The 17,964-nt window shown below is 63.0% G+C and carries 14 protein-coding genes, 3 pseudogenes and 1 riboswitch; of the genes and pseudogenes, 3 read left to right on the top strand and 14 right to left on the bottom strand.

All coding sequences use genetic code 11. The annotated features are described in order from the left end of the window. Positions 1–288: 288 nt before the first annotated feature. Together CXY77_RS16780 and CXY77_RS19990 are read left to right on the top strand one after the other, a co-directional pair. The gene (locus CXY77_RS16780; protein WP_104088403.1) at positions 289–1,038 is read left to right on the top strand and encodes an SDR family NAD(P)-dependent oxidoreductase; all 750 of its coding nucleotides are present in this window, start codon (positions 289–291) and stop codon (positions 1,036–1,038) included. Positions 1,039–1,141: 103 nt separating this feature from the next. Beyond that, positions 1,142–1,228, top strand: a pseudogene (locus CXY77_RS19990) (transposase); the annotation flags it as partial. A gap of 249 nt (positions 1,229–1,477) precedes the next feature. Here the strand turns inward: CXY77_RS19990 and CXY77_RS16775 are convergent. The 4 genes from CXY77_RS16775 to CXY77_RS16755 form a co-directional block, all read right to left on the bottom strand. Beyond that, positions 1,478–2,365 (bottom strand): MBL fold metallo-hydrolase, encoded by an 888-nt coding sequence (locus CXY77_RS16775; protein ID WP_104088407.1) that lies wholly within the window; start codon positions 2,363–2,365, stop codon positions 1,478–1,480. A 552-nt stretch (positions 2,366–2,917) separates the two neighbouring features. After that, positions 2,918–4,654, bottom strand: coding sequence for an iron ABC transporter permease (locus CXY77_RS16765; RefSeq protein ID WP_104088410.1), 1,737 nt, complete (start codon positions 4,652–4,654; stop codon positions 2,918–2,920). A 1-nt stretch (position 4,655) separates the two neighbouring features. Continuing rightward, entirely contained in the window at positions 4,656–5,669 is a 1,014-nt protein-coding gene (locus tag CXY77_RS16760; RefSeq protein WP_104130547.1) for an ABC transporter ATP-binding protein, read from the bottom strand. A gap of 92 nt (positions 5,670–5,761) precedes the next feature. Beyond that, the gene (locus CXY77_RS16755) at positions 5,762–6,778 is read right to left on the bottom strand and encodes an extracellular solute-binding protein (protein ID WP_369831320.1); all 1,017 of its coding nucleotides are present in this window, start codon (positions 6,776–6,778) and stop codon (positions 5,762–5,764) included. 673 nt (positions 6,779–7,451) lie between these two features. Between CXY77_RS16755 and CXY77_RS16750 the strand changes: the two genes are divergently transcribed. Beyond that, positions 7,452–8,480, top strand: a complete 1,029-nt coding sequence (locus tag CXY77_RS16750; RefSeq protein WP_104088414.1) for a bile acid:sodium symporter family protein — start codon at positions 7,452–7,454, stop codon at positions 8,478–8,480. Positions 8,481–8,667: 187 nt separating this feature from the next. On the opposite strand, the gene CXY77_RS16745 is transcribed toward CXY77_RS16750, so the two are convergent. From CXY77_RS16745 to cmk, 10 genes and pseudogenes are all read right to left on the bottom strand, one after another. Further along, on the bottom strand, positions 8,668–9,432 hold the full coding sequence (locus CXY77_RS16745) for a 3-oxoacyl-ACP reductase (protein ID WP_104130545.1): 765 nt from the start codon (positions 9,430–9,432) through the stop codon (positions 8,668–8,670). Positions 9,433–9,488: 56 nt separating this feature from the next. Then, positions 9,489–9,589, bottom strand: a riboswitch (TPP riboswitch). A gap of 297 nt (positions 9,590–9,886) precedes the next feature. Further along, positions 9,887–10,552, bottom strand: coding sequence for an SDR family NAD(P)-dependent oxidoreductase (locus tag CXY77_RS16740; RefSeq protein ID WP_104130544.1), 666 nt, complete (start codon positions 10,550–10,552; stop codon positions 9,887–9,889). Positions 10,553–10,637: 85 nt separating this feature from the next. Further along, positions 10,638–10,925, bottom strand: a pseudogene (locus CXY77_RS16735) (NAD-binding protein); the annotation flags it as partial. Further along, positions 10,919–10,987: pseudogene (locus CXY77_RS21140) on the bottom strand (hypothetical protein); the annotation flags it as partial. The pseudogenes CXY77_RS16735 and CXY77_RS21140, both read right to left, overlap by 7 nt. Positions 10,988–11,385: 398 nt before the next feature. Continuing rightward, positions 11,386–11,994 carry a hypothetical protein gene (locus tag CXY77_RS16730; RefSeq protein WP_104130543.1) on the bottom strand — a complete coding sequence of 203 codons (609 nt, stop codon included), beginning with the start codon at positions 11,992–11,994 and terminating at the stop codon, positions 11,386–11,388. Next, positions 11,981–12,550 (bottom strand): RNA polymerase sigma factor, encoded by a 570-nt coding sequence (locus CXY77_RS16725; protein ID WP_104088443.1) that lies wholly within the window; start codon positions 12,548–12,550, stop codon positions 11,981–11,983. The genes CXY77_RS16730 and CXY77_RS16725 overlap by 14 nt, the downstream gene beginning before the upstream one ends. 361 nt (positions 12,551–12,911) lie before the next feature. Next, on the bottom strand, positions 12,912–14,024 hold the full coding sequence (locus tag CXY77_RS16720) for a lipocalin-like domain-containing protein (protein WP_104088419.1): 1,113 nt from the start codon (positions 14,022–14,024) through the stop codon (positions 12,912–12,914). Between the two features lie 144 nt (positions 14,025–14,168). Continuing rightward, positions 14,169–15,458, bottom strand: coding sequence for a hypothetical protein (locus CXY77_RS16715; RefSeq protein WP_104130542.1), 1,290 nt, complete (start codon positions 15,456–15,458; stop codon positions 14,169–14,171). Between the two features lie 307 nt (positions 15,459–15,765). Next, positions 15,766–17,277 carry a ribosome biogenesis GTPase Der gene (der, locus tag CXY77_RS16710; protein ID WP_092339537.1) on the bottom strand — a complete coding sequence of 504 codons (1,512 nt, stop codon included), beginning with the start codon at positions 17,275–17,277 and terminating at the stop codon, positions 15,766–15,768. Next, positions 17,270–17,962: a (d)CMP kinase gene (cmk, locus tag CXY77_RS16705; protein ID WP_092339536.1), complete on the bottom strand. Its 693-nt coding sequence runs from the start codon at positions 17,960–17,962 to the stop codon at positions 17,270–17,272. Before cmk ends, der begins: the two co-directional genes overlap by 8 nt. Positions 17,963–17,964 lie beyond the last annotated feature (2 nt).

The following is a 17,964-nucleotide window of genomic DNA, read 5'->3' as shown; positions in this document are numbered from 1 at the left end:
CACCGTGGTAACGGCCTAGTTCGATCAGGTTTTGCGGGTGACCCCGGCAGGTCTGCGGCTACCGGCTCACAGTCGTGTCGGCCAGTTATTGGAGACCCTCTCAGGTAACTGGCCGACTGTGCTACTAAGGGTCTTGCATGGCGGGCCCGTGTCAACGGCGCTGGTTTTCAGGCGTTAGCGATGCCGCTCTGTAGCGGCTCAGTGGCCGTGCGCCTCGGAGCCCTCGGTGAGCTGGCACGAGTAGGGTCGCGAGTGCATAGCTCAGACAAGCAACAAGGAGACAACACGATGACTGATTTTCAGGGAAAAGTGGCACTCGTCACGGGCGGCGGTTCCGGCATCGGGGCGGCCATCTCACGAAAGCTGGCCGCGGCAGGCGCATCGGTCGTGGTCAGTGACCTCAGGCTCGACGCCGCGCTGAAGGTAGCCGAAGACATCACGGCCGCCGGGCACTCCGCCGCAGCAGTCGAGCAGAACACGACCGTTCCGGCGCAAGCGGATGCTGCCGTACAGTTCGCGATCGACACCTACGGCGCACTTCACCTCGCGGTGAACAACGCGGGAATCGCCCCGGCCCCGGCCCCCGTCGGCGAACTCGACCTTTCCGATTGGGACAAGGTCATCAACGTCAATCTGAACGGCGTCCTCTACAGCCTTCGCTACGAAATCCCCGCCATCGAGAAATCGGGCGGTGGCTCCATCGTGAACGTGTCGTCCGTCCTCGGCACCAACGGTGAACTCAACGCCTCATCGTACGTCGCAGCAAAACATGCCGTAGTCGGACTGACGAAGGCGGCCGCCCTCGAGTACGCGACCAAGGGCATCCGCATCAACGCCGTTGGCCCCGGTTATATCGACACTCCACTGCTCAGCACCCTGCCCAAAGAAACGTACGACGGGCTGGTAGGCCTGCACCCAATCGGCCGACTGGGAACGGCGGATGAGGTCGCAGACCTGGTCATATTCCTGCTGTCAGAAAACGCTAGCTTCATCACCGGCAGCTACCATCTCGTCGATGGCGGGTACTCGGCGCGCTGACCACGCGGCCCCACCAGTGGGCGGGACGCGCCAACGCACGGTTGCGTCCCCTGAGTGGTGTGATTTCCGGGGTTTAATTCGTTGGATTATCAACGTAGTGCACTCATTGAAATTGCGCGGCCTGGACGGTGTTAAGCTCGTCATCTCCGACGCCCACAGCGGCCTAAACAAGGCCATCAGCACCGTATTTGGGGTGCCTGTACTGAGTGGCTGAGGTGCGCACATTTCGAACAGACCTCGTCAGCGGTTTGCACTCAACATCGGCCCACTCATGACCTGACCCGCAACGGTCTCAAACGCCACGATTAAGAATCTACGGATACCTTAATAAAGAAAGTATCGGCGAAAATTGTAACCCGCGTAATTCCTTCACAATCCTGAGCGGACGTTTTCGTTTCATTATTGCGCAGACCCAAGCCGCGCCCGCAGCGCGTCGGGGTCAGAATGGCCAGAGCCTTCGGATTCTGGCGCGCAGTTTCTGTCGTGCCATTTCAGATTTGCACGGCCCGTTAAAGATCGCGAAGTCGTCGAAGCGATGCGCGCCGGGACGGGTGGCCACCGTGCGGGTGGCAGTGACCACCGCTCGTAGCTGGTCGACGGTCATCGGGAGCGGCGCTTCGTGGGGATGGTAGGCGACGCTGCGTGCATAGTCGCGGCCCCGGCGGTTCGACATTTCGATGTGGGCTCCCATGACTCGACTCACTGGGTGGCGCTTTGAGAAGGCAAGGAGCCGGCCGACGCTGTCCTGGAATGCGGCGATGTCGTGCACGTAGAGCCGGCCGGGGTAGACCGTGTCACCCGTGAAGAGGAGCTCGGTGGTGGGGTCCCAGATCGCGATCGACGAGGCTTCGTGACCGGGGATGGCAAGGACCGCCAGCCGCCTCTCGCCGAGTTCGAAATGCGCCTCCCCAGCGGGCCAGCCGACGAGTCCGAAGAACTCGGCGACGTCGCTCGGCGCGTGCCCAACTAGGACGGTACGTGGTCGATCTGCGAACTGCCCATCGGCGGCGATGTGGTCGCCATGGGAGTGACTGTGTGCAACCACTAGTTCGTAGTCATCGTGTGGATGCTGGGCAAGCCATTCATTGCACAGCCGGTCGACCAGCTCTCGGAGGGGGAACGACGCAGGGTCGGACGTCGCTCCTGTGTCGAGCAGTAGCGCGCGGGCCTCGCCGAACATCAGATAGAGGAAGGGGGCTTCGTAGTTGATGGCCATGCTCTGCCTGAGGACGATGGTGTTCGCGTCAATCCAGTGGGTCTGGATGAGCGGGTCCGTGGAGCGCCGGAACGGCGGCGCCCCGTGGTTCCACCTGACGTCGAGATCCATCGGATTCGCTGGCACGGGTCAGAATGGCTGGTCTGTTGCGCACGATAGCTCCTGCGGCAGCCGCGACAGCAACGTGATCAGCTCATGTGTGACATCGAAAGGGTAAGCAATGCCGACCAGCGGATCAAAAACCCGTTGTAGATCCGGACCCAAACCGCATCGACGTCCGCTCCGGCCACGCGGTGTGTACATAGCCATGACAGGATCCGAATCTCGTCTGTGCCCACGTAAACGCCAAACCATACGCTTCGAAGGAGGAAGAACAGCGCCGGCGCAATGTACAACCAGGTGTCGAGCAATACCAAGGTACCGCACCCGCGCACGGTGAGTATTCCGACCACCCATCCACCCCAGGGAACACACGCGACCGCCCGGGCTACGGATCCGGACCCTTCGATCCGACTCCAACGGCGCCGACTAAAGCAGCGCGCTGGGAGTGTCGTGCGAACGATCGTTACCGAACATCACACGCTACAGACCTTGGCGTCGGACGAATTCACAAGCCACCTCGGCCGCACAACTTGAAATGTGCCGAGGTATCGGTTGGAGGAATCAGTTGCGGCTTGCGCGGCGGCGGGCGCGTCGCGTCGCGGCTCCGCTGCGCCCGTAGACGAGGTACATCGCCAGGCCCATGATGATCATCAGGAGCACGGTGTACACGAAAGTGATCGACATCGAATCCAGGTTGTTTTCGCCCTCGGTGCTGGCCTTGATGGCGATTCCCAATGGTTGGTATAGCGGGTGGTATAAGAACACGGCGGCATCGTAGTCGTCGAGCAGGCTGTTGAAGTTGAGCGCCGTGATCGCGGCTGCGGTCGGGATTACGAGGGGAAAGAGTACCTTGCGCAGGGTGAACATTGATCCCGCTCCGAGAATGCGCGCGGCGTCTTCCAGCGACTCTGGCACCGACGCGAATGCCGCTTTCAGCAGCCGTAGGGTGAAGGGGATCTTCACAATGATGTAGGCCAGCAGGAGGAGGCTGGTGGTGCCGGTGAGCACCTGGCCGCCGACGAGCGCTTGGGGCCGGTCAAACGTCATGACCAGCGCGAGCGCGATCAGGATCGTGGGCAAGATCCACGGGATATGGAGGAGGTATTCGAGCAACCCGGTGACTGGGTTGCGATATTTCTGTAACACCCTTGCGACGAACAACATGCCCAGTACCACGATCGCCGAAGCCAGTGCGCTGTAGACGACGCTCACTATGAATGGGCGCAGTACCGACGGGGTGCCGAAAACGGTTGCGTAATTGTCGAAGGTCAATGCATCCCAGGTGATCATCCCGCGCAGGATGGCGGTCGAGTCGAGAAATGAGAACAGCACGATGAGCAGTACCGGCGTCGCGTAGACCACGAACAAGGCATAGGCAAGCACGTGCACGACGCCGTTGGTGACCCGATTGGGAATCTTCTGCTTTTGGAGCGGCGTGGCCACCTTGGCGACAGAAAAATACACCCCGGACTTCTCGGCCCGGTTCATCATGGCCAGCAGCACGATCGTGGCCAGGCCCAGGATGATGGCGAGCAGTGCGGCCAGATCCTGTGAGCTGCTGCTCTTCGAGAACGTCAGAATCATCGGGGCAACCGTCTGAAAGTCGGTACCGCCCAGCACGATCGGAGCGGTCAGCGCACCAAGTCCAGTGAGGAACGTGAGCACCGTCACGGCGAAGATCATCGGGCGCAGGGCGGGCAGCACGATCCGCCACAGAATGCGCAGGGTTCCCGCCCCCATATTCCGGGCCGCCTCGATCGTCTGGTAATCGATCTTGGCGAGTGACGAACCAAGAAAAAGCATGTGGTTGGTGGTCGTGGCGAGAGTCATCACGACCACGACGGCGAAATATCCGGAAAACCAGTCACGGTCGATGTCGGGAAACCAGTTGCCCACCGCGTTCGTGACGAAGCCGTAACGACCGTAGATGAAGTTGTACCCGGCGGCGAGCACGATGCCGCCGTAAATGAGGGTTGTCGCGTAGCCGAGCCACAGTATCCGGGCACCCCGAATGGCGAAATAATCGGTGACGAGCACGATGAAAATACCCACCACGTTCACCGTCACGGCGAGCGTGCCGGCCAGCAGAAAGCTGTGCCACAGGCTGTTCATGGCCCGCTCTGAGCTGACCAGTTTCTCGAACGCGCGAAAGCTGAGCTGGCCGTCGGGGAAGAACGTGCCGATCAGGAGGGTGGCGTTGGGAAAGATCAGGAACGTGGCGATGAACCACACCGTCACCAAGGCCACGATCAGCACGAGGGGCGACCGCAGCATGGAACGCCAAGAGGAGGTGCGCATGCTAATACTGCAGGATCGACGCGGGGTCAATGTGTAGCTCGGCTCGCGAACCGGGCGCAAGCGGCGCCGCGCCGCCCTCGGGTACGAGCGCGCGAATCATGCTGCCGGAACAGTCGATCGTGTAGGTGCTGTGCGCGCCGTGGTATGCGCGTTCAGCGACGATTCCCTCAAGACGGATGCTGCCGGCCACGATTGCAGGAAGCTGCAGCGACACCTTCTCGAGCCTCAGGTATGACGCCTTGTTTGGGTGCAGAGCGGTGCCGCCACCACGCTGCAGCCGCTGCACCAACTCGCCCGACAACTTATTCATGGCACCCACGAACGTGCACACAAACTCTGTGCTCGAGCGGTTGTAGATCTCCTCCGGAGTTCCCACCTGTTCCACCACGCCATGATTGAACACGGCGATGCGATCGCTCATCGTCAGGGCTTCCTCCTGGTCGTGGGTCACGTAGACCGTCGTGATGCCGAGCTCGCGCTGCAGGTTTTTGAGCTGTTCGCGCAGCTGCACCCGCAACTTGGCATCGAGGTTGGAGAGGGGTTCGTCGAGCAGCAGGATGCGCGGCCTGAGCACGAGCGCGCGCGCGATGGCCACGCGCTGCTGCTGGCCGCCGGAGAGTTCGGAGACGTTCTTGCTGAGCTGCTCCGATGTGAGCTCCACCTGCCCGGCTATTTCCGCGACGAGGGCACCCGTCTGCATCTTCTTTGTCTTGCGCACCTTCAGGCCGAAGGCGATGTTTTCCCACACGCTCATACTCGGGAACAGGGCGTAGTTCTGAAACACCATTCCCACGCTGCGCTTCTCGCTCGGAAGCTTCGTCGCGGCCTGGCCATCGATATAGATCTCGCCTTTCGTCGGTTCGATGAAGCCGGCGAGTGTGCGCAGCGCGGTGGTTTTCCCGCATCCGGACGGCCCGAGCAGGGTGAAGAACTCACCCTGCTTCACCTCCAAATTGAGATCGGGAATGGCGGTGTGTTCGCCGAAACGCACTTCGATGTGGTCAAATCTAATCATATGAACTCCCACCGGGTGCGGCTGTTGACGAAGCCGCACCCGGCGACTTGTGGCGGGTGATGGAGGTCGGCGCTCGTCGGCGCGGATGACCGTTAGGGCAGGTACTCGAGCTCGGTCTTCTCGACCCATTCGCCGATGTGCTCCCGGGTCAGTGCCCAGTCAATGTCTTGCTTGGGCAGTGATTCGATCAGCTCGACGACCGCGGGGAGCGCCTGAGCGCGGGCCTCGGTGTTCACGGGGTAAGCGGCGAATTTGGCCGCAAACTGGCCCTGCACGTCGGAGCTACCGAACCAGTCAATGAACTCTTCGGCCTGCTCCTGGCGCGGAGTGCCGTTAATTACGGCGATCTGCTCTGTGACGTACGGAACACCGTCTTCGGGGCTGATGACTCCGGTGACCGTGCCGTACTCGGTATCACGACTCGTGATACCGCTGCTCGGAATCACGCCGAAATCGACCTCACCGCGGATCAACCGGGCATACAGGTCGGTGCCCTCGACGGCAGGGGAACCGTGCCCGAAGTATGCCTGCACCTGGTCCCAGCCATCGTCGGATATACCCAGGTCGCCGTCCTCGTCCGCGTAGGGAGCGAGAAGGCCCGCGAGCACCAGCTGTGGTGTCGCCTGGCCGAGGGCAGTGTTCACTTCGTAGTTGCCGGTGTACTGGTCGCCGTCCCAGAGGTCGGCGATCTCGGTGGGGGCATCGGCTGCGCTGACCGTGTTGGTGTCGTAGGCCATAACGATGGCCTGTTCAACCAACGGCCAGAATACGCCGTCCTCCGCGTCGCCGGCGGTGCTGTCGACTTCGCCGGACCAGGCCGGTGTGTACGCGGAGACAGCCTCCTCGGCCTTGAGCGTTTCGAAGAACATGTTGTTCAACCCGAAGACCACGTCACCCACGGGATTATTCTTCTCGGCCACGATCCGGTTGGCGAGGTCGGCGCCGCCGAGGCCTACGATCTCGATGTCCAGGCCGGCAGCGGCGGCCTGCTCCGTGATCCATTCGCCACGCCCATCAGAGTTGGAGTTCGTGTACACGATGAGCGTTCCAGTGGCTTCGCCGGAAGCGGCAGTATCGGTCGCGGCACTGCACGAGGTCAAGACCACGATGCTCAACAGGGCGAGCGCGAAGGAGCTCGCGGTGATGGTGCGCTTATTCAATTGGTTGTCCTTTTCTGAGCCCGGTACAACCAAAAAAGTCGCCCACGAGCCAAACCTGTGATTTCGACATTGACATCACCACGCTACGGCGGGGACTTACTCGACCCTATCGTTATGACACAAATTTGGCCTATTGTTCACTGGATGTGCACACACCGCAGCACGGTATGCAGCTATCGCCGTGCACCGCGCCGCAAGGCGGGCTGAACGCGCCGCCCAAGCAGCCCTGAATGGCTTTCCCGCTCGCGATGACTCCCGGCACCGTCCCTACGTGCGTGCCACGACCGACGACGTCTGGATCAACCTCGACCCGGTTGTCTCGATCGAGGAAACGCCTTCGCTGACGCTGTGCGAGAGGGAATCGCGCCGGAAGAGAACTATCCCTGTGTGGAGCTCACCACCTCGAACGGGAGCACACACCTAATCTCGCTCGGCGTGTACCCGAACCAGGCCGGCGGCTCTGCAAGGGGTTCAGATGCCAGCTTTGAGAAGTGAGGTTGCGCAGGCGGCATGTTTGTCGTATTGAAACCGGTCAGAATCGTGGGCAAACTGTTCGCGCTTCCTGTTCACAATCGCACCTGCCGGCCATGAGGTTTCTGCCCATTGTGGGTATGGTTTCATCATGGACCGCATCAGAACTGTCAGCGCATTCGTCGGGCGTTGGTTCGCCGTTATTGTTTTGGCTGCGGGAGCGTTGGCGCTTGCTGTCCCCGACGCATTTTCCGGCCTGACCGTGGCGATCCCATGGCTACTTGCCGTGATCATGCTGGGAATGGGTATGACGCTGCGCCCGGTTGACTTCGCGATTATTGCCAGGCGGCCGTGGGCGCTTCTGCTGGGCGTTGCGGCCCAGTTCTTCGTGATGCCGTTGCTCGGCTTCGGGATTGCCGTCGCGCTGGGGCTTTCGCCCATGCTGACGGCTGGCATGATTTTGGTCGGTTCTGTGCCCGGAGGTACAGCGTCCAACGTGATGGTCTACCTCTCTAAGGGCGATACCGCGTTGTCTGTGGCGATGACGTCCGTTTCGACTTTGCTGGCCCCCGTGCTGACGCCGCTGCTCGTGCTGGTACTCGTGGGAGAGTCCCTGCCCGTCAATGCTGGCGCTTTGTTCGTGTCGATTGTGCAGATCGTGCTGGTTCCGGTAGTGCTCGGGCTCGTGCTGCGCATGATCGTGCCGCGCCTGGTAGAGCGTTTTCTCGATGTTTTGCCGCTGCTGTCGGTAGCCGGCATCACCGTCGTGGTTGCGGCCGTCATCGCCGCCAGTGCCTCCACGCTGTTGTCGATTGGCGTGCTCGTGGTCGTCGCCGTGATCCTGCACAACTCCCTCGGACTGACGCTTGGGTACTACATTGGGCGTCTGTTCGGGCTTCCGGTCGCCAGTCGCCGAGCTCTCAGCTTCGAGGTGGGCATGCAGAACTCCGGCCTGGCTGCCGCCCTAGCCGTGGCGCATTTCAACCCGGTAGCCGCGCTGCCAGCGGCAATTTTCTCGGTCTGGCATAACGTATCGGGTTCGGTGCTCGCCAGCTACTGGGCGCGCAAGGATCTACCGTCCGATGAGATTTCCGAATCCTTGCCGGTTACCGCCCGCGCGTCAGGATCCACGGTCAACCTCGCAGACTTCCGGCCGTCGCCGCCCCGGTCTCAGCATTAGCAAGTCGGTCACTCCCCCGGGGCTTTAGTACCTGCCGGACGAGGACCTACGCCGCGAACGGGGCCGGGCAGCTCCCAATTGCTCGATGGGCGACTGCGGCCGCCGCCAGGCGGCGCCGTGGTGGCCGCAACCCATAAGGAACGCATTGAAGTGGAGCTGGTGTGGGGCTGACCTGGCCGGCGCTGCCCTAGTTCATTACCAGGCCGCCGTCGACGACCAGGTTCTGCCCGGTGACCGACCGCGCCCAGGGGGAGGCATAAAAGAGTACCGCATCCGCAAATTCGGCCGGGGTTGTCACTCTGCGTAGCGGGGTGGAGGCGGCGATGAAGTCGAACACGTCCTCGGGGGTAGCCGCGCTGGCATCCGTGGTGCGCAGCAGCCCGCCGGAGACCATGTTTACGGCGATGTTGTGCGGGCCGAGGTCTGAGGCGAGGGTGCGGGTCAGGGAGAGCAGGGCGGCCTTGGCGGCCGTGTCGTCGTGGTAGGGCACCACCGGGTTCTGAAACAGGTTGGTACCGATGTTGATGATGCGGCCAAACCCGACCTCGCGCATGCCTGCCAGCGCCTGCTGGGTTGTGTTCAGGGCACCGCGGACGCTGCCCGAGAATTGCGCCTGGAATTCGTCCCAGCTGATGTCGGCAGCGCCGGAGCGGGCGTCGCCGTTGAAGCTGAAATCGACCAACGCGTTATTGACCACCGTTGTCACGCTGGAGCCGAAATGTGCCTGCGCCTGCGTGAGCATTGCCGCGACCTGGGCCGGGTCGGTGACGTCGGCCTGTACGGCGAGAGCGTGTTCAGGCCCATAGCCGGAAGCCAAGGTTTCCGCCGCTGCGGCGCTGTTGCGATAGTTGATGACCACCCGGGCGCCCAGAGCCGCGAAAGCGTGCACGATGCTTTTACCCAGGCCGCGTGCGCCGCCAGTGACCAGGACAATCTGTTTTGCTATTTGCATAATTTTCTTCACCTTGGGTAAGGCGAAAGGACGAGATCCGGCACCAAAGCAGTGCACGTAATTCTCCGTGACATCCCTTCGCTAGTTCGAACTAGATCAGGTTCAACGGGTGTCATCTCAGCCGACCGTCATGCAGTCGGCACCCCGTGTCGCTGAAAACGAGTATACGCAACCGCCTGGTACCGGAAAATTCGCGTCCTGAACTCATAACCAACCGGGCTGGTCGACTGTGTCGTCGCGGAGCTCAGCATCAACTCCGCGTTTGACGGTCTGGCCCGGCAGCGTACCCTGTACGCCACCGACGTCTTGTGCGGTGACCCCGATCGTGGTGGCAGGATCGCCTGGAACGGCACCGGTGAGGTCGCCTGCAATCTGATTCTGCGACCGCCCGAACCGATCGACGTATCGGCTACCTGTGCCGGCTCTGGCGGGTCCTGACAGTGAACGACGCTTTCTAGTCAGCGCTGATCTGGTGGCGGAAGCGATCGCGACGGCTGTGGAGGTTCCAGAGGTGCTCAGCGAGCGCTGACGGGTCCTTCTCGGGATCGCCGGCGATGATGCGGCCGCCGATGATGAGCTGGGAGACCTGGATTCCTTCTTCTCCGAGGGCCTCGTTGAGCAGCTGTGCGTAGGCGGCCTGTCCAGCGAATGCGATTGACGTGCCGGTGACATTGCGGCCCGGGGTCACGGCGGATCCGCCGTTGACGAAGAGGATGGTGCCGCGGTTAGCGCCGAGGAAACGCATGCCGGGGAGGACCTGGTGCACGGCGGCGACGGGTCCGTAGATGGAGAACTCGATCGGGCCCACGAGGTCGGCAAGAGTGGTCTCCAGAACCAGGCGCATGAAGTCCTTCTGCGGCAACGGGCTGTATTGCAGTACCTCGATCGGGCCGAGCGTCTCTGCGACCTGTTCGAGAGTGCGGGTGATGGAGGCCGGATCGCGCACGTCGGCGACGAAGCCGTGAGCTGAGATGCCCTCGGCCAGCAGTTCGGCGGCGAGGGCATCTACGCGTCCCTGGTGGCGGGCGATGAGCGCGACGGTGAAGCCTTCGACCCCGAATCGCCGCGCGACGGCGGCCCCGAGTCCTGAGCCAGCTCCGATGATTGCGATAGTAGTCATAGCTAGTACAAGGGCCATGCTGTCCGAGAATTTCCGATACCCGCGATGTGAGCTCCCGTGAGTGACGAGCCGTGGATTGGTAAGTCGCTCCGCTGCGTCCGGGCTTGGCCTGGCTGGTGGGTACCGGGCCGGGAACGGGGCAGTTGGTGGTCAGCACCCAGCATTGACCGGATGCCGTGGACGCGACATCGAAGAGCGCTTGGTGGGTGAGGCCCAGTTTTTCACCGAGCACGAATGCTTCGCTGACGGCGATCATTGAGATTCCGAGGATCATGTTGTTGCAGATCTTTGCGGCTTGTCCGGCGCTCGGGTCGCCGTAGTGCACGATGCGCGCCCCCATCGTGGCAAGAATTGGTTCGGCGATCGCGAAGTCCGCCGCCGACGCCAGGCCGCGCGTCGAAGCAGTCCTCTCGCCGCTTGCAGCTCGGTCTCCATGTCGGCGAGGGTGAACAGCAGGGACTGTTGTTCGACGAGGAGCTAACCTTCATCGGGCACATAAAGACAGGATCGACAATCAGGTCCATGTAGTGCCAGAACTCGCGATGGTCGGCGTAAAACGATGTCGGGTGGGTAGACCGCGCTTACTGGTGCAGAGGAAGCCTGAACCCGAAAAATTATGTGCTAGGTGATTCTCGCTGTGGCGGCCGACGCTCGCGACAACAAGTTATGGCCATCGTTGCGGTTCAGGCTCAAGCAAACGCCCATCATGTACCCACCTGAATCGACCCGGAGCGATTTCTCGTTCAACCGGATGCTGTGTGAGCCTCTCCCCACCGTCTGACGCCGATGGGACGATTCCACGCAGCGTTCCCGACCGCTCTCGCGGGCCCGGATCAGCCCGGGAACGCTGCGTCGTAGACCGCGCGAAGCTCGGCACTGTCGGCCCCGGTCACGCCGCATCCCGTGATCGTTCCATCGATTGCGCCGACGAGGTAGCTCTGGCCGACCTCGAAGGGCACGCCTGAGAAGTCGGAGGTCATCGTGTCGATCTGCGCCGCCTCCACGCGGTCGGCGACCTCGCCGACAAAGCGCTCCGTGACCTCCAGCACAACGGTGTTGCCCTGGATCTGCAGCACCGTCGCGGCGAACGCCTGCTCCTGCGCCGCGACGGTCGCCGGCTCGAGCACGAGGCAGCTGCCACTCGCGAGGCCTCCGCCCATGGAAGGCTGCAGCGACTCGACAGTGGGTTCCGGACCATCGAGAACGAGGGGCGCGACGATTGCAGCGGCGATGGCGAGGCCCGCGGCGACGCCGGCCATCGGCATCCACCGCCGGAACGCGCGTCGCGGCGTCTCGGGCGTGGCGGTCGTGGTGGGTGAGGATTGGTCGGTCATGATCTGCTCCATTCTGTGGTCGAGCCACGTCGGCGAGGCAGGGGGCAGCGCGCGGGCCGGATCGGCGGCGCGCAGCTGATCGCGCAGCGCACGGTCATCGTCGTGCATCTTCGCTCCCTTCGTCGTAAGTTATATGTCCGGTCGAGTGGCCGGATTTCAGTAGCTCCTGCTTGAGGCGCGCCTTCGCACGGTGCAGCCGGATCGCCGCTGCGTTCGCGCTGACGCCGAGCACAACGGCAATCTGCGGGCTCGTCAACTCGTCCCACGCCCACAGCCGCAGGATCTCGGCATCGTCTCGACGCAAGCCGGCGAGGGCTGCGGTCACGCGGGCCGCCACGGCGGTGCCTTCATCGACGGTGGATGCTGCGGGGTTCTCGTCCGCAACGGCCGGCGGCGGGTCGATGGCGATGATGCGGCCGATGAGACGCGTGCGACGACGCTCGGCGCGTTGGGCGTTGCTGAGGCACTGTCGAGCGACGACGATCGCCCACGGGAGGGCATCGTCGGGAACCTCGTCGAGGCGGCGCCAGCACACGAGCAGGGTGTCGCCGATCACGTCGTCGGCCGTTGCGGCGTCGATGCGGCGGTGCAGGTAGTGGCGCACAGGGTCGCCGACGAGCGCGACGAGGTTGCGCATCCGTTTTTCGCGCTCGGTGTCGGTCACAACTCTCATATTGAGGCATGTCCGGCAGGGGCGCGAGGATTTCATGCGAGGACGGACGTGGTCGACTCGCTGGATGGCAGTTTGGTCGCAGCGAACCTCATCTATTTCCGCAGCTGTGTAGTTCGCAAGTGATGCGAATCACTTTGGCACTACAGGTCTCGATTCGCATGAAATCGACCTTGTCCTTCGCTCAGCAAATCCGACCGGCTGCGGGAGGCACAATTCTTTAAGGCGTCACAAGTCGTCTGGGATGCAGACTCCGTCGTAGAGTTTCGCGGGAGTTGCGCCGCTGCGCGCCAGGCGGAACTCGCGCGCACTGGCCCAGATCCTGCGGGGCGCGCTGCGGCCGTGCGAACAACCCTCAGGTCACCGGAAGGCGGGTCCTGCCCAGGTACATGAGCTCCCAGAGCGCCTTGGTCTCGGTGTATTCCTCGACCAGAACATCGTCGAGGTACCGGCGCAGAACCAGGGTTCCGGTAAAACGCAGGTAGGCTGCGTCGAACCGCATCAGGCGCGCGAGCAGCTTCGCGGCCGGCGGCACGACGTCGATGAATCGTGTGCGCAGCAGCGTCTCCTCCCGTTCGAAGGCGATGGTGAAGCGGTCGGGGCCGGCGCGGTAGTCGTAGGTGAGGATATCCGCTACCGGCTTACCAGTGGGAGCGTCGATGCCGATACGGTCGGTCGTGACCGCCACTTTGGTGCCGTCGTCGGCCACGACAACACCATCGCGGGCGAGATGCAGGGTGGTGAGCGGCTCGTAGCCGTAGGCCTTTTCGGCAGTGATGTGCGCGGCGATCAGGCTGTACGGCCCCACCTGCGCGCGTCCCCAATACCAGTTGTGCATGAGTTCACGCAGAGGCGCATCGCCCCAGTTGTGATCGTGGTAGCCAACCCCCGTGGTTTTGACGACCTGCCCGTCGACCGAGTACTCGGCGTCGACGCGCCCGTTCGGCACCGCCACAAACCAGGCGAACGTCTTCTCCACGCCGTTGCGGGCGAACATCTCGTAGCCGGTCGCGGGCCGCCAGGCCGGCACGGTGCCGCTGAGCGTCACGTTCACCGTGACGTTCTCGACGGATGCGCTCACCCGGTAGGTCTGTAGATCACCGCTGAAGCGATGGTCGCCGATGCGCACATCGCAGCCGTCGGTGGAGGCACTGAACTGCTCGGGATCGGCCGCGAAAGTCCTCTCGAACGACCGTCCATCGGGCAGGTCGAGGTTTATGTTCACGAACGGAGCCAGGCGGGTGCCCGGCGTCGCGGGGTTCTTCGTGTAGAAGCCCACGACGAGCTTGGCACCATCGTCGAGACTTGCGTCGAAATACCACCACTCGTACGACCCACGGCGGTTCGGGTCGGTGCGCAGACCGTCTTCGAATTGCGCCGTGCTGAGCGGGTTGAGGCCGAGCCGAGCGAAATCAGCCGGGTCGGCGGCCAGGCGCACTCGCTTCTGGCCAGCACTCGTCGTGGTCATGGCGCTCCTTCTATCGATGACCTAGGTATACACCGGACTCAATACGCGCATGCCGCCGAGCATGCAACAAGGACAGGCCTCACGCTGTGTGCGTGGGGCCCGCCTGGTCCTGTGAGGGAATTCGAGTGGATTTACCGGTGCTTGTTAGCCTTTTTTGATGACGACGGTGGTGTTGTCGGTGTAGTAGTTGCGTTGGAAGTCGATCTTGGTGGTGGTTTTGGCGATCACGGCGCAGTTGGCGACCTTGGTGTCTTTGCCGAAGGTGTTGTCCTTGATGATGGTGCCGTGGAGGGGGCCATAAGCTTTTTCGGCAATGTTCACGGTGCAGGCCCCGCCATTGGCGAAGTTGTCGACGAAGGTGAAGTTGGATACCGTTCCGCGGTCCTGGGTGATTTGCACGGCGGCGCTGTGCGAGTCGGTCAGGCGGTTGCCGGCGACCGTGATGTTATTGCCAGACTGAACCTGGATGGAGTCGTCGTGACTGGGCGAACCGCCCTGATTCGGGTCATTGCGGTAATGCATGTGGTCGTGGATCCAGGAGTCCTGCAGGCTCACATTGCTTCCCGTGATGTGAATGCCATCGATGACGTTATTGATGTTCAAGCGCGTTGCCGTGAAGTTATAGCCGTAGATTCCATTGGCATCGGGCGAAGCGGTGCTCGGGGACAGCTCGGTGTCGGTCACGACGAGGTTTCTGAAGCCGCCGAGGTTGTTGATGAGGGCGCCCGGGCCGTTCATGGTGCGACCACGAATGATGGAATTTTTGATGGTGACGTTGGCCGCGCTGATCTTGACCAGACCACGAATGTCGAGGCCGTCGAGAACTGTGCCGGCCGTCGTGACATTGATGTCGCCATGGTGCACGGTCAGTGTGGTTCCGGACGGAACACCCGTGTTGGAGGCACCAGGTATGCCACCCGGTGTCGGAGTCGGCTCGGGTGACGGTGTCGGAGCCGGAGCCGGAGTCGGCTCGGGTGACGGTGTCGGAGCCGGAGTCAGCGTAGGCTCCGGAGTCGGTGCGGGCGTGGGCTCCGTTGCGCCGCGTTCAAGACCGGCCAGTTCGAGGTTCAACCTGACGTCGGCGACGCTACTGGACAGGGTTACGGCGCCGTATGTCTGCGTCGTCACGGGAACCGTGACCGTCTTGGTTGCACTGGTACCCACGGGTGCCGTGAACGAATACGTTTGCGTGTCCTCTGCGCCGACAGCAATTTTCACCTGACTTCTGGCCGTGACCTCGGACGTGAAGAACTTCACATCGACGGATTTCAGGCCGGAGGGCACTGTGCCCAGCTGAGCGGTAATGCTCCGGCCAGCCGGGATATCGATCGAGGTGCTTGTCGAGTCGGCGCTTCCGCTCCCGGCAAAGGCCGGAACAGCGGTGAGGCCGGAAAGGGCGAAGGCCGACACCGCGACGGCGGCCAGAATGACCAATCGTGGTTCCCGGCGCGGGCGGACGTCGGTGACAGGCCGAGTGGTTGTGCTTGAGTTGTGTTTAAGGATGGACGTGCGGATATTTCTCAATGCCATTAGTTGGTTACGTATATTCTTTGTCGCGCACAAGTCCGGGAACGTGCGGGTGATCAGCCGTAGAGGGCCACAATGTACTCAATGAGCTTTGCCCACTTAGGGTTCGCATGCAAATCGAGTGACCTCATCTTCGCTGGCGCGACGGGCATTCGGCGCCCAAAAAAGCGGCCGGACCTGCGCTAACAGGACCGGCCGCTTGGATTCTGCGAATTTAGCGTTTACGCTTCTCGCGCACCCGCATGCTGAGGTTGATCGGGCTTCCCTCGAAGCCGTAGATCTCGCGCAGGCGACGTTGGATGTAGCGACGGTAGCCCGGGTCGAGGAACCCGGTGGTGAACACCACGAACGTCGGCGGGCGGCTCGAAGCCTGGGTGCCGAATAGGATGCGCGGCTGTTTGCCACTGCGCACGGGGTGCGGGTGGGCTGCGGCGAGCTCGGCCAGGAAGGCGTTGAACTTGCCGGTGGCGATGCGGGTGTCCCACGACTCGAGCGCGAGCTCGAGGGCCGGAACCAGCTTCTCCATGTGGCGACCGGTCTTGGCCGAGATGTTCACGCGCGGGGCCCAGGCCACGTGGGCCAGGTCCTGCTCGATCTCACGCTCGAGGTAGCGGCGACGGTCGTCGTCGATCTGGTCCCACTTGTTGAACGCGAGCACGAGTGCGCGGCCCGACTCGATCACGAGGTCGATGACGCGAATGTCCTGCTCGCTGATGACCTCGGTCACGTCGAGCAGCACAACGGCGACCTCGGCCTTTTCAAGGGCAGCGCTGGTGCGCAGCGAGGCGTAGAAGTCAGCACCCTGCGAGAGGTGCACACGACGGCGGATGCCGGCGGTATCGACGAAACGCCAGACCTTGCCGCCGAGTTCGACCTGCTCGTCGACCGGATCGCGGGTCGTGCCGGCGAGCTCGTTGACAACAACGCGCTCCTCGCCCACGACCTTGTTGAGCAGGCTGGACTTGCCCACGTTCGGGCGGCCGAGAATGGCGACGCGGCGCGGGCCGCCGACCTCTTGCTTGGCGACGTTGGAGATTTCGGGCAGCACGAGCAGAATCGCGTCGAGCAGGTCGGCCACACCGCGACCGTGCAGGGCGGAGACCGGCCATGGCTGGCCGAGGCCGAGCGACCACAGGCTGGCCGCTTCGGGCTCCTGGCGCACGTCGTCGACCTTGTTGGCGATCAGGAAGACCGGCTTGCCGGACTTCCGCAGCATGCGCACGACGGCCTCGTCCGTCGAGGTTGGACCCACGTTGGAGTCGACGACGAACATGACCAGGTCGGACAGGTCGATGGCGATCTCCGCCTGGGCTGCGACGGAGGCGTCGATTCCCTTGGCGTCGGGCTCCCACCCGCCGGTGTCGACGAGGCTGAACTTGCGCTCGTGCCATTCGCCCTTGTAGGCCACGCGGTCCCGCGTGACGCCGGGGGTGTCCTCGACGACGGCCTCACGGCGGCCGAGGATGCGGTTGACCAGCGCCGACTTGCCCACGTTCGGGCGGCCGACGATGGCGATGACCGGCACGGCCGGCAGGTACTGGATCGCGTCGGGGTCGTCGGTGACGGCCTGCAGTACGTCGAGGTCTTCCTCGTCGAGGTCGTAGTTGTCGAGGTCCGTGCGCAGCGCGGCGGAACGCCGCGTGGCGAGTTCCTCATCGAGGTTGGCGAGTCGTTCGGCCAGCTCGGTGTCGAGCGCTGTGCTCGTGTCGTCGTATTCGTTACTCATTCAAAGCCCGCTTCGTGCGTGTGTGGTAGACGTCGATGACCGCGTCAATGGTCTGCTCGAAGTCGAGGTGGGTGGAGTCGACGGTTATCACACCGTCTGCAGCGCTCATGAAATCGACAACCTGTGAGTCAGCGCGATCACGTGATCGCAGCTGTTCTGCCACGGTTTGGGCCGATTGGGTCGTTATTTCCGCAGAGCGTCTAGCCATTCTAGCCTCCTCGGATGCCGTGAGTAGAATGCGTACCTCGGCCTCGGGGGCGACGATGGTCGTGATGTCGCGCCCTTCGACCACCACGCCGGGCCGATCGACGTTCGCGGCGAGGCTCCGAAACAGTTCGGTGAGGGCCTCACGCACCGCGGGAACCCGGGCTACAGCGCTGACGGCGGCGCTGACTTCGGGCGAGCGGATGGCGTCGGTCACGTCGGTCTGCCCCACCGTGACGAAGTATTCGTCCGGGTCGGTACCGATCGAATAGTCGAAGTCTTTGAGCAGCGCGGTGACGGCATCCGCTTGGGTCTGATCGGTCTTGCGGTCGAGCGCCAGCCAGGCCAGCGCGCGGTAGGCGGCGCCGGTGTCGAGGTAGGCGAAACCGAGGCGACGTGCGACCGCTCGGCTCACGCTCGACTTGCCGCTTCCGGCCGGCCCATCGATGGCGACGAGGGTGGGGAGGGTGTGACGGGCCATGA

The sequence above is a fragment of the Cryobacterium sp. N21 genome, from assembly GCF_002929575.1.
GTDB classification, from domain to species: Bacteria; Actinomycetota; Actinomycetes; order Actinomycetales; family Microbacteriaceae; genus Cryobacterium; species Cryobacterium flavum.
This window is presented reverse-complemented; position numbering and strand designations above follow the sequence as displayed.

What these genes read in the sequence shown, in the direction of transcription:
- CXY77_RS16780 (WP_104088403.1), top strand. Translation starts at nt 289, where the DNA reads ATGACTGATTTTCAGGGAAAAGTGGCACTCGTCACGGGCGGCGGTTCC.
- CXY77_RS16775 (WP_104088407.1), bottom strand. Translation starts at nt 2,365, where the DNA reads ATGGATCTCGACGTCAGGTGGAACCACGGGGCGCCGCCGTTCCGGCGC.
- CXY77_RS16765 (WP_104088410.1), bottom strand. Translation starts at nt 4,654, where the DNA reads ATGCGCACCTCCTCTTGGCGTTCCATGCTGCGGTCGCCCCTCGTGCTG.
- CXY77_RS16760 (WP_104130547.1), bottom strand. Translation starts at nt 5,669, where the DNA reads ATGATTAGATTTGACCACATCGAAGTGCGTTTCGGCGAACACACCGCC.
- CXY77_RS16750 (WP_104088414.1), top strand. Translation starts at nt 7,452, where the DNA reads ATGGACCGCATCAGAACTGTCAGCGCATTCGTCGGGCGTTGGTTCGCC.
- CXY77_RS16745 (WP_104130545.1), bottom strand. Translation starts at nt 9,432, where the DNA reads ATGCAAATAGCAAAACAGATTGTCCTGGTCACTGGCGGCGCACGCGGC.
- CXY77_RS16740 (WP_104130544.1), bottom strand. Translation starts at nt 10,552, where the DNA reads ATGACTACTATCGCAATCATCGGAGCTGGCTCAGGACTCGGGGCCGCC.
- CXY77_RS16730 (WP_104130543.1), bottom strand. Translation starts at nt 11,994, where the DNA reads ATGCACGACGATGACCGTGCGCTGCGCGATCAGCTGCGCGCCGCCGAT.
- CXY77_RS16720 (WP_104088419.1), bottom strand. Translation starts at nt 14,024, where the DNA reads ATGACCACGACGAGTGCTGGCCAGAAGCGAGTGCGCCTGGCCGCCGAC.
- der (WP_092339537.1), bottom strand. Translation starts at nt 17,277, where the DNA reads ATGAGTAACGAATACGACGACACGAGCACAGCGCTCGACACCGAGCTG.
- cmk (WP_092339536.1), bottom strand. Translation starts at nt 17,962, where the DNA reads ATGGCCCGTCACACCCTCCCCACCCTCGTCGCCATCGATGGGCCGGCC.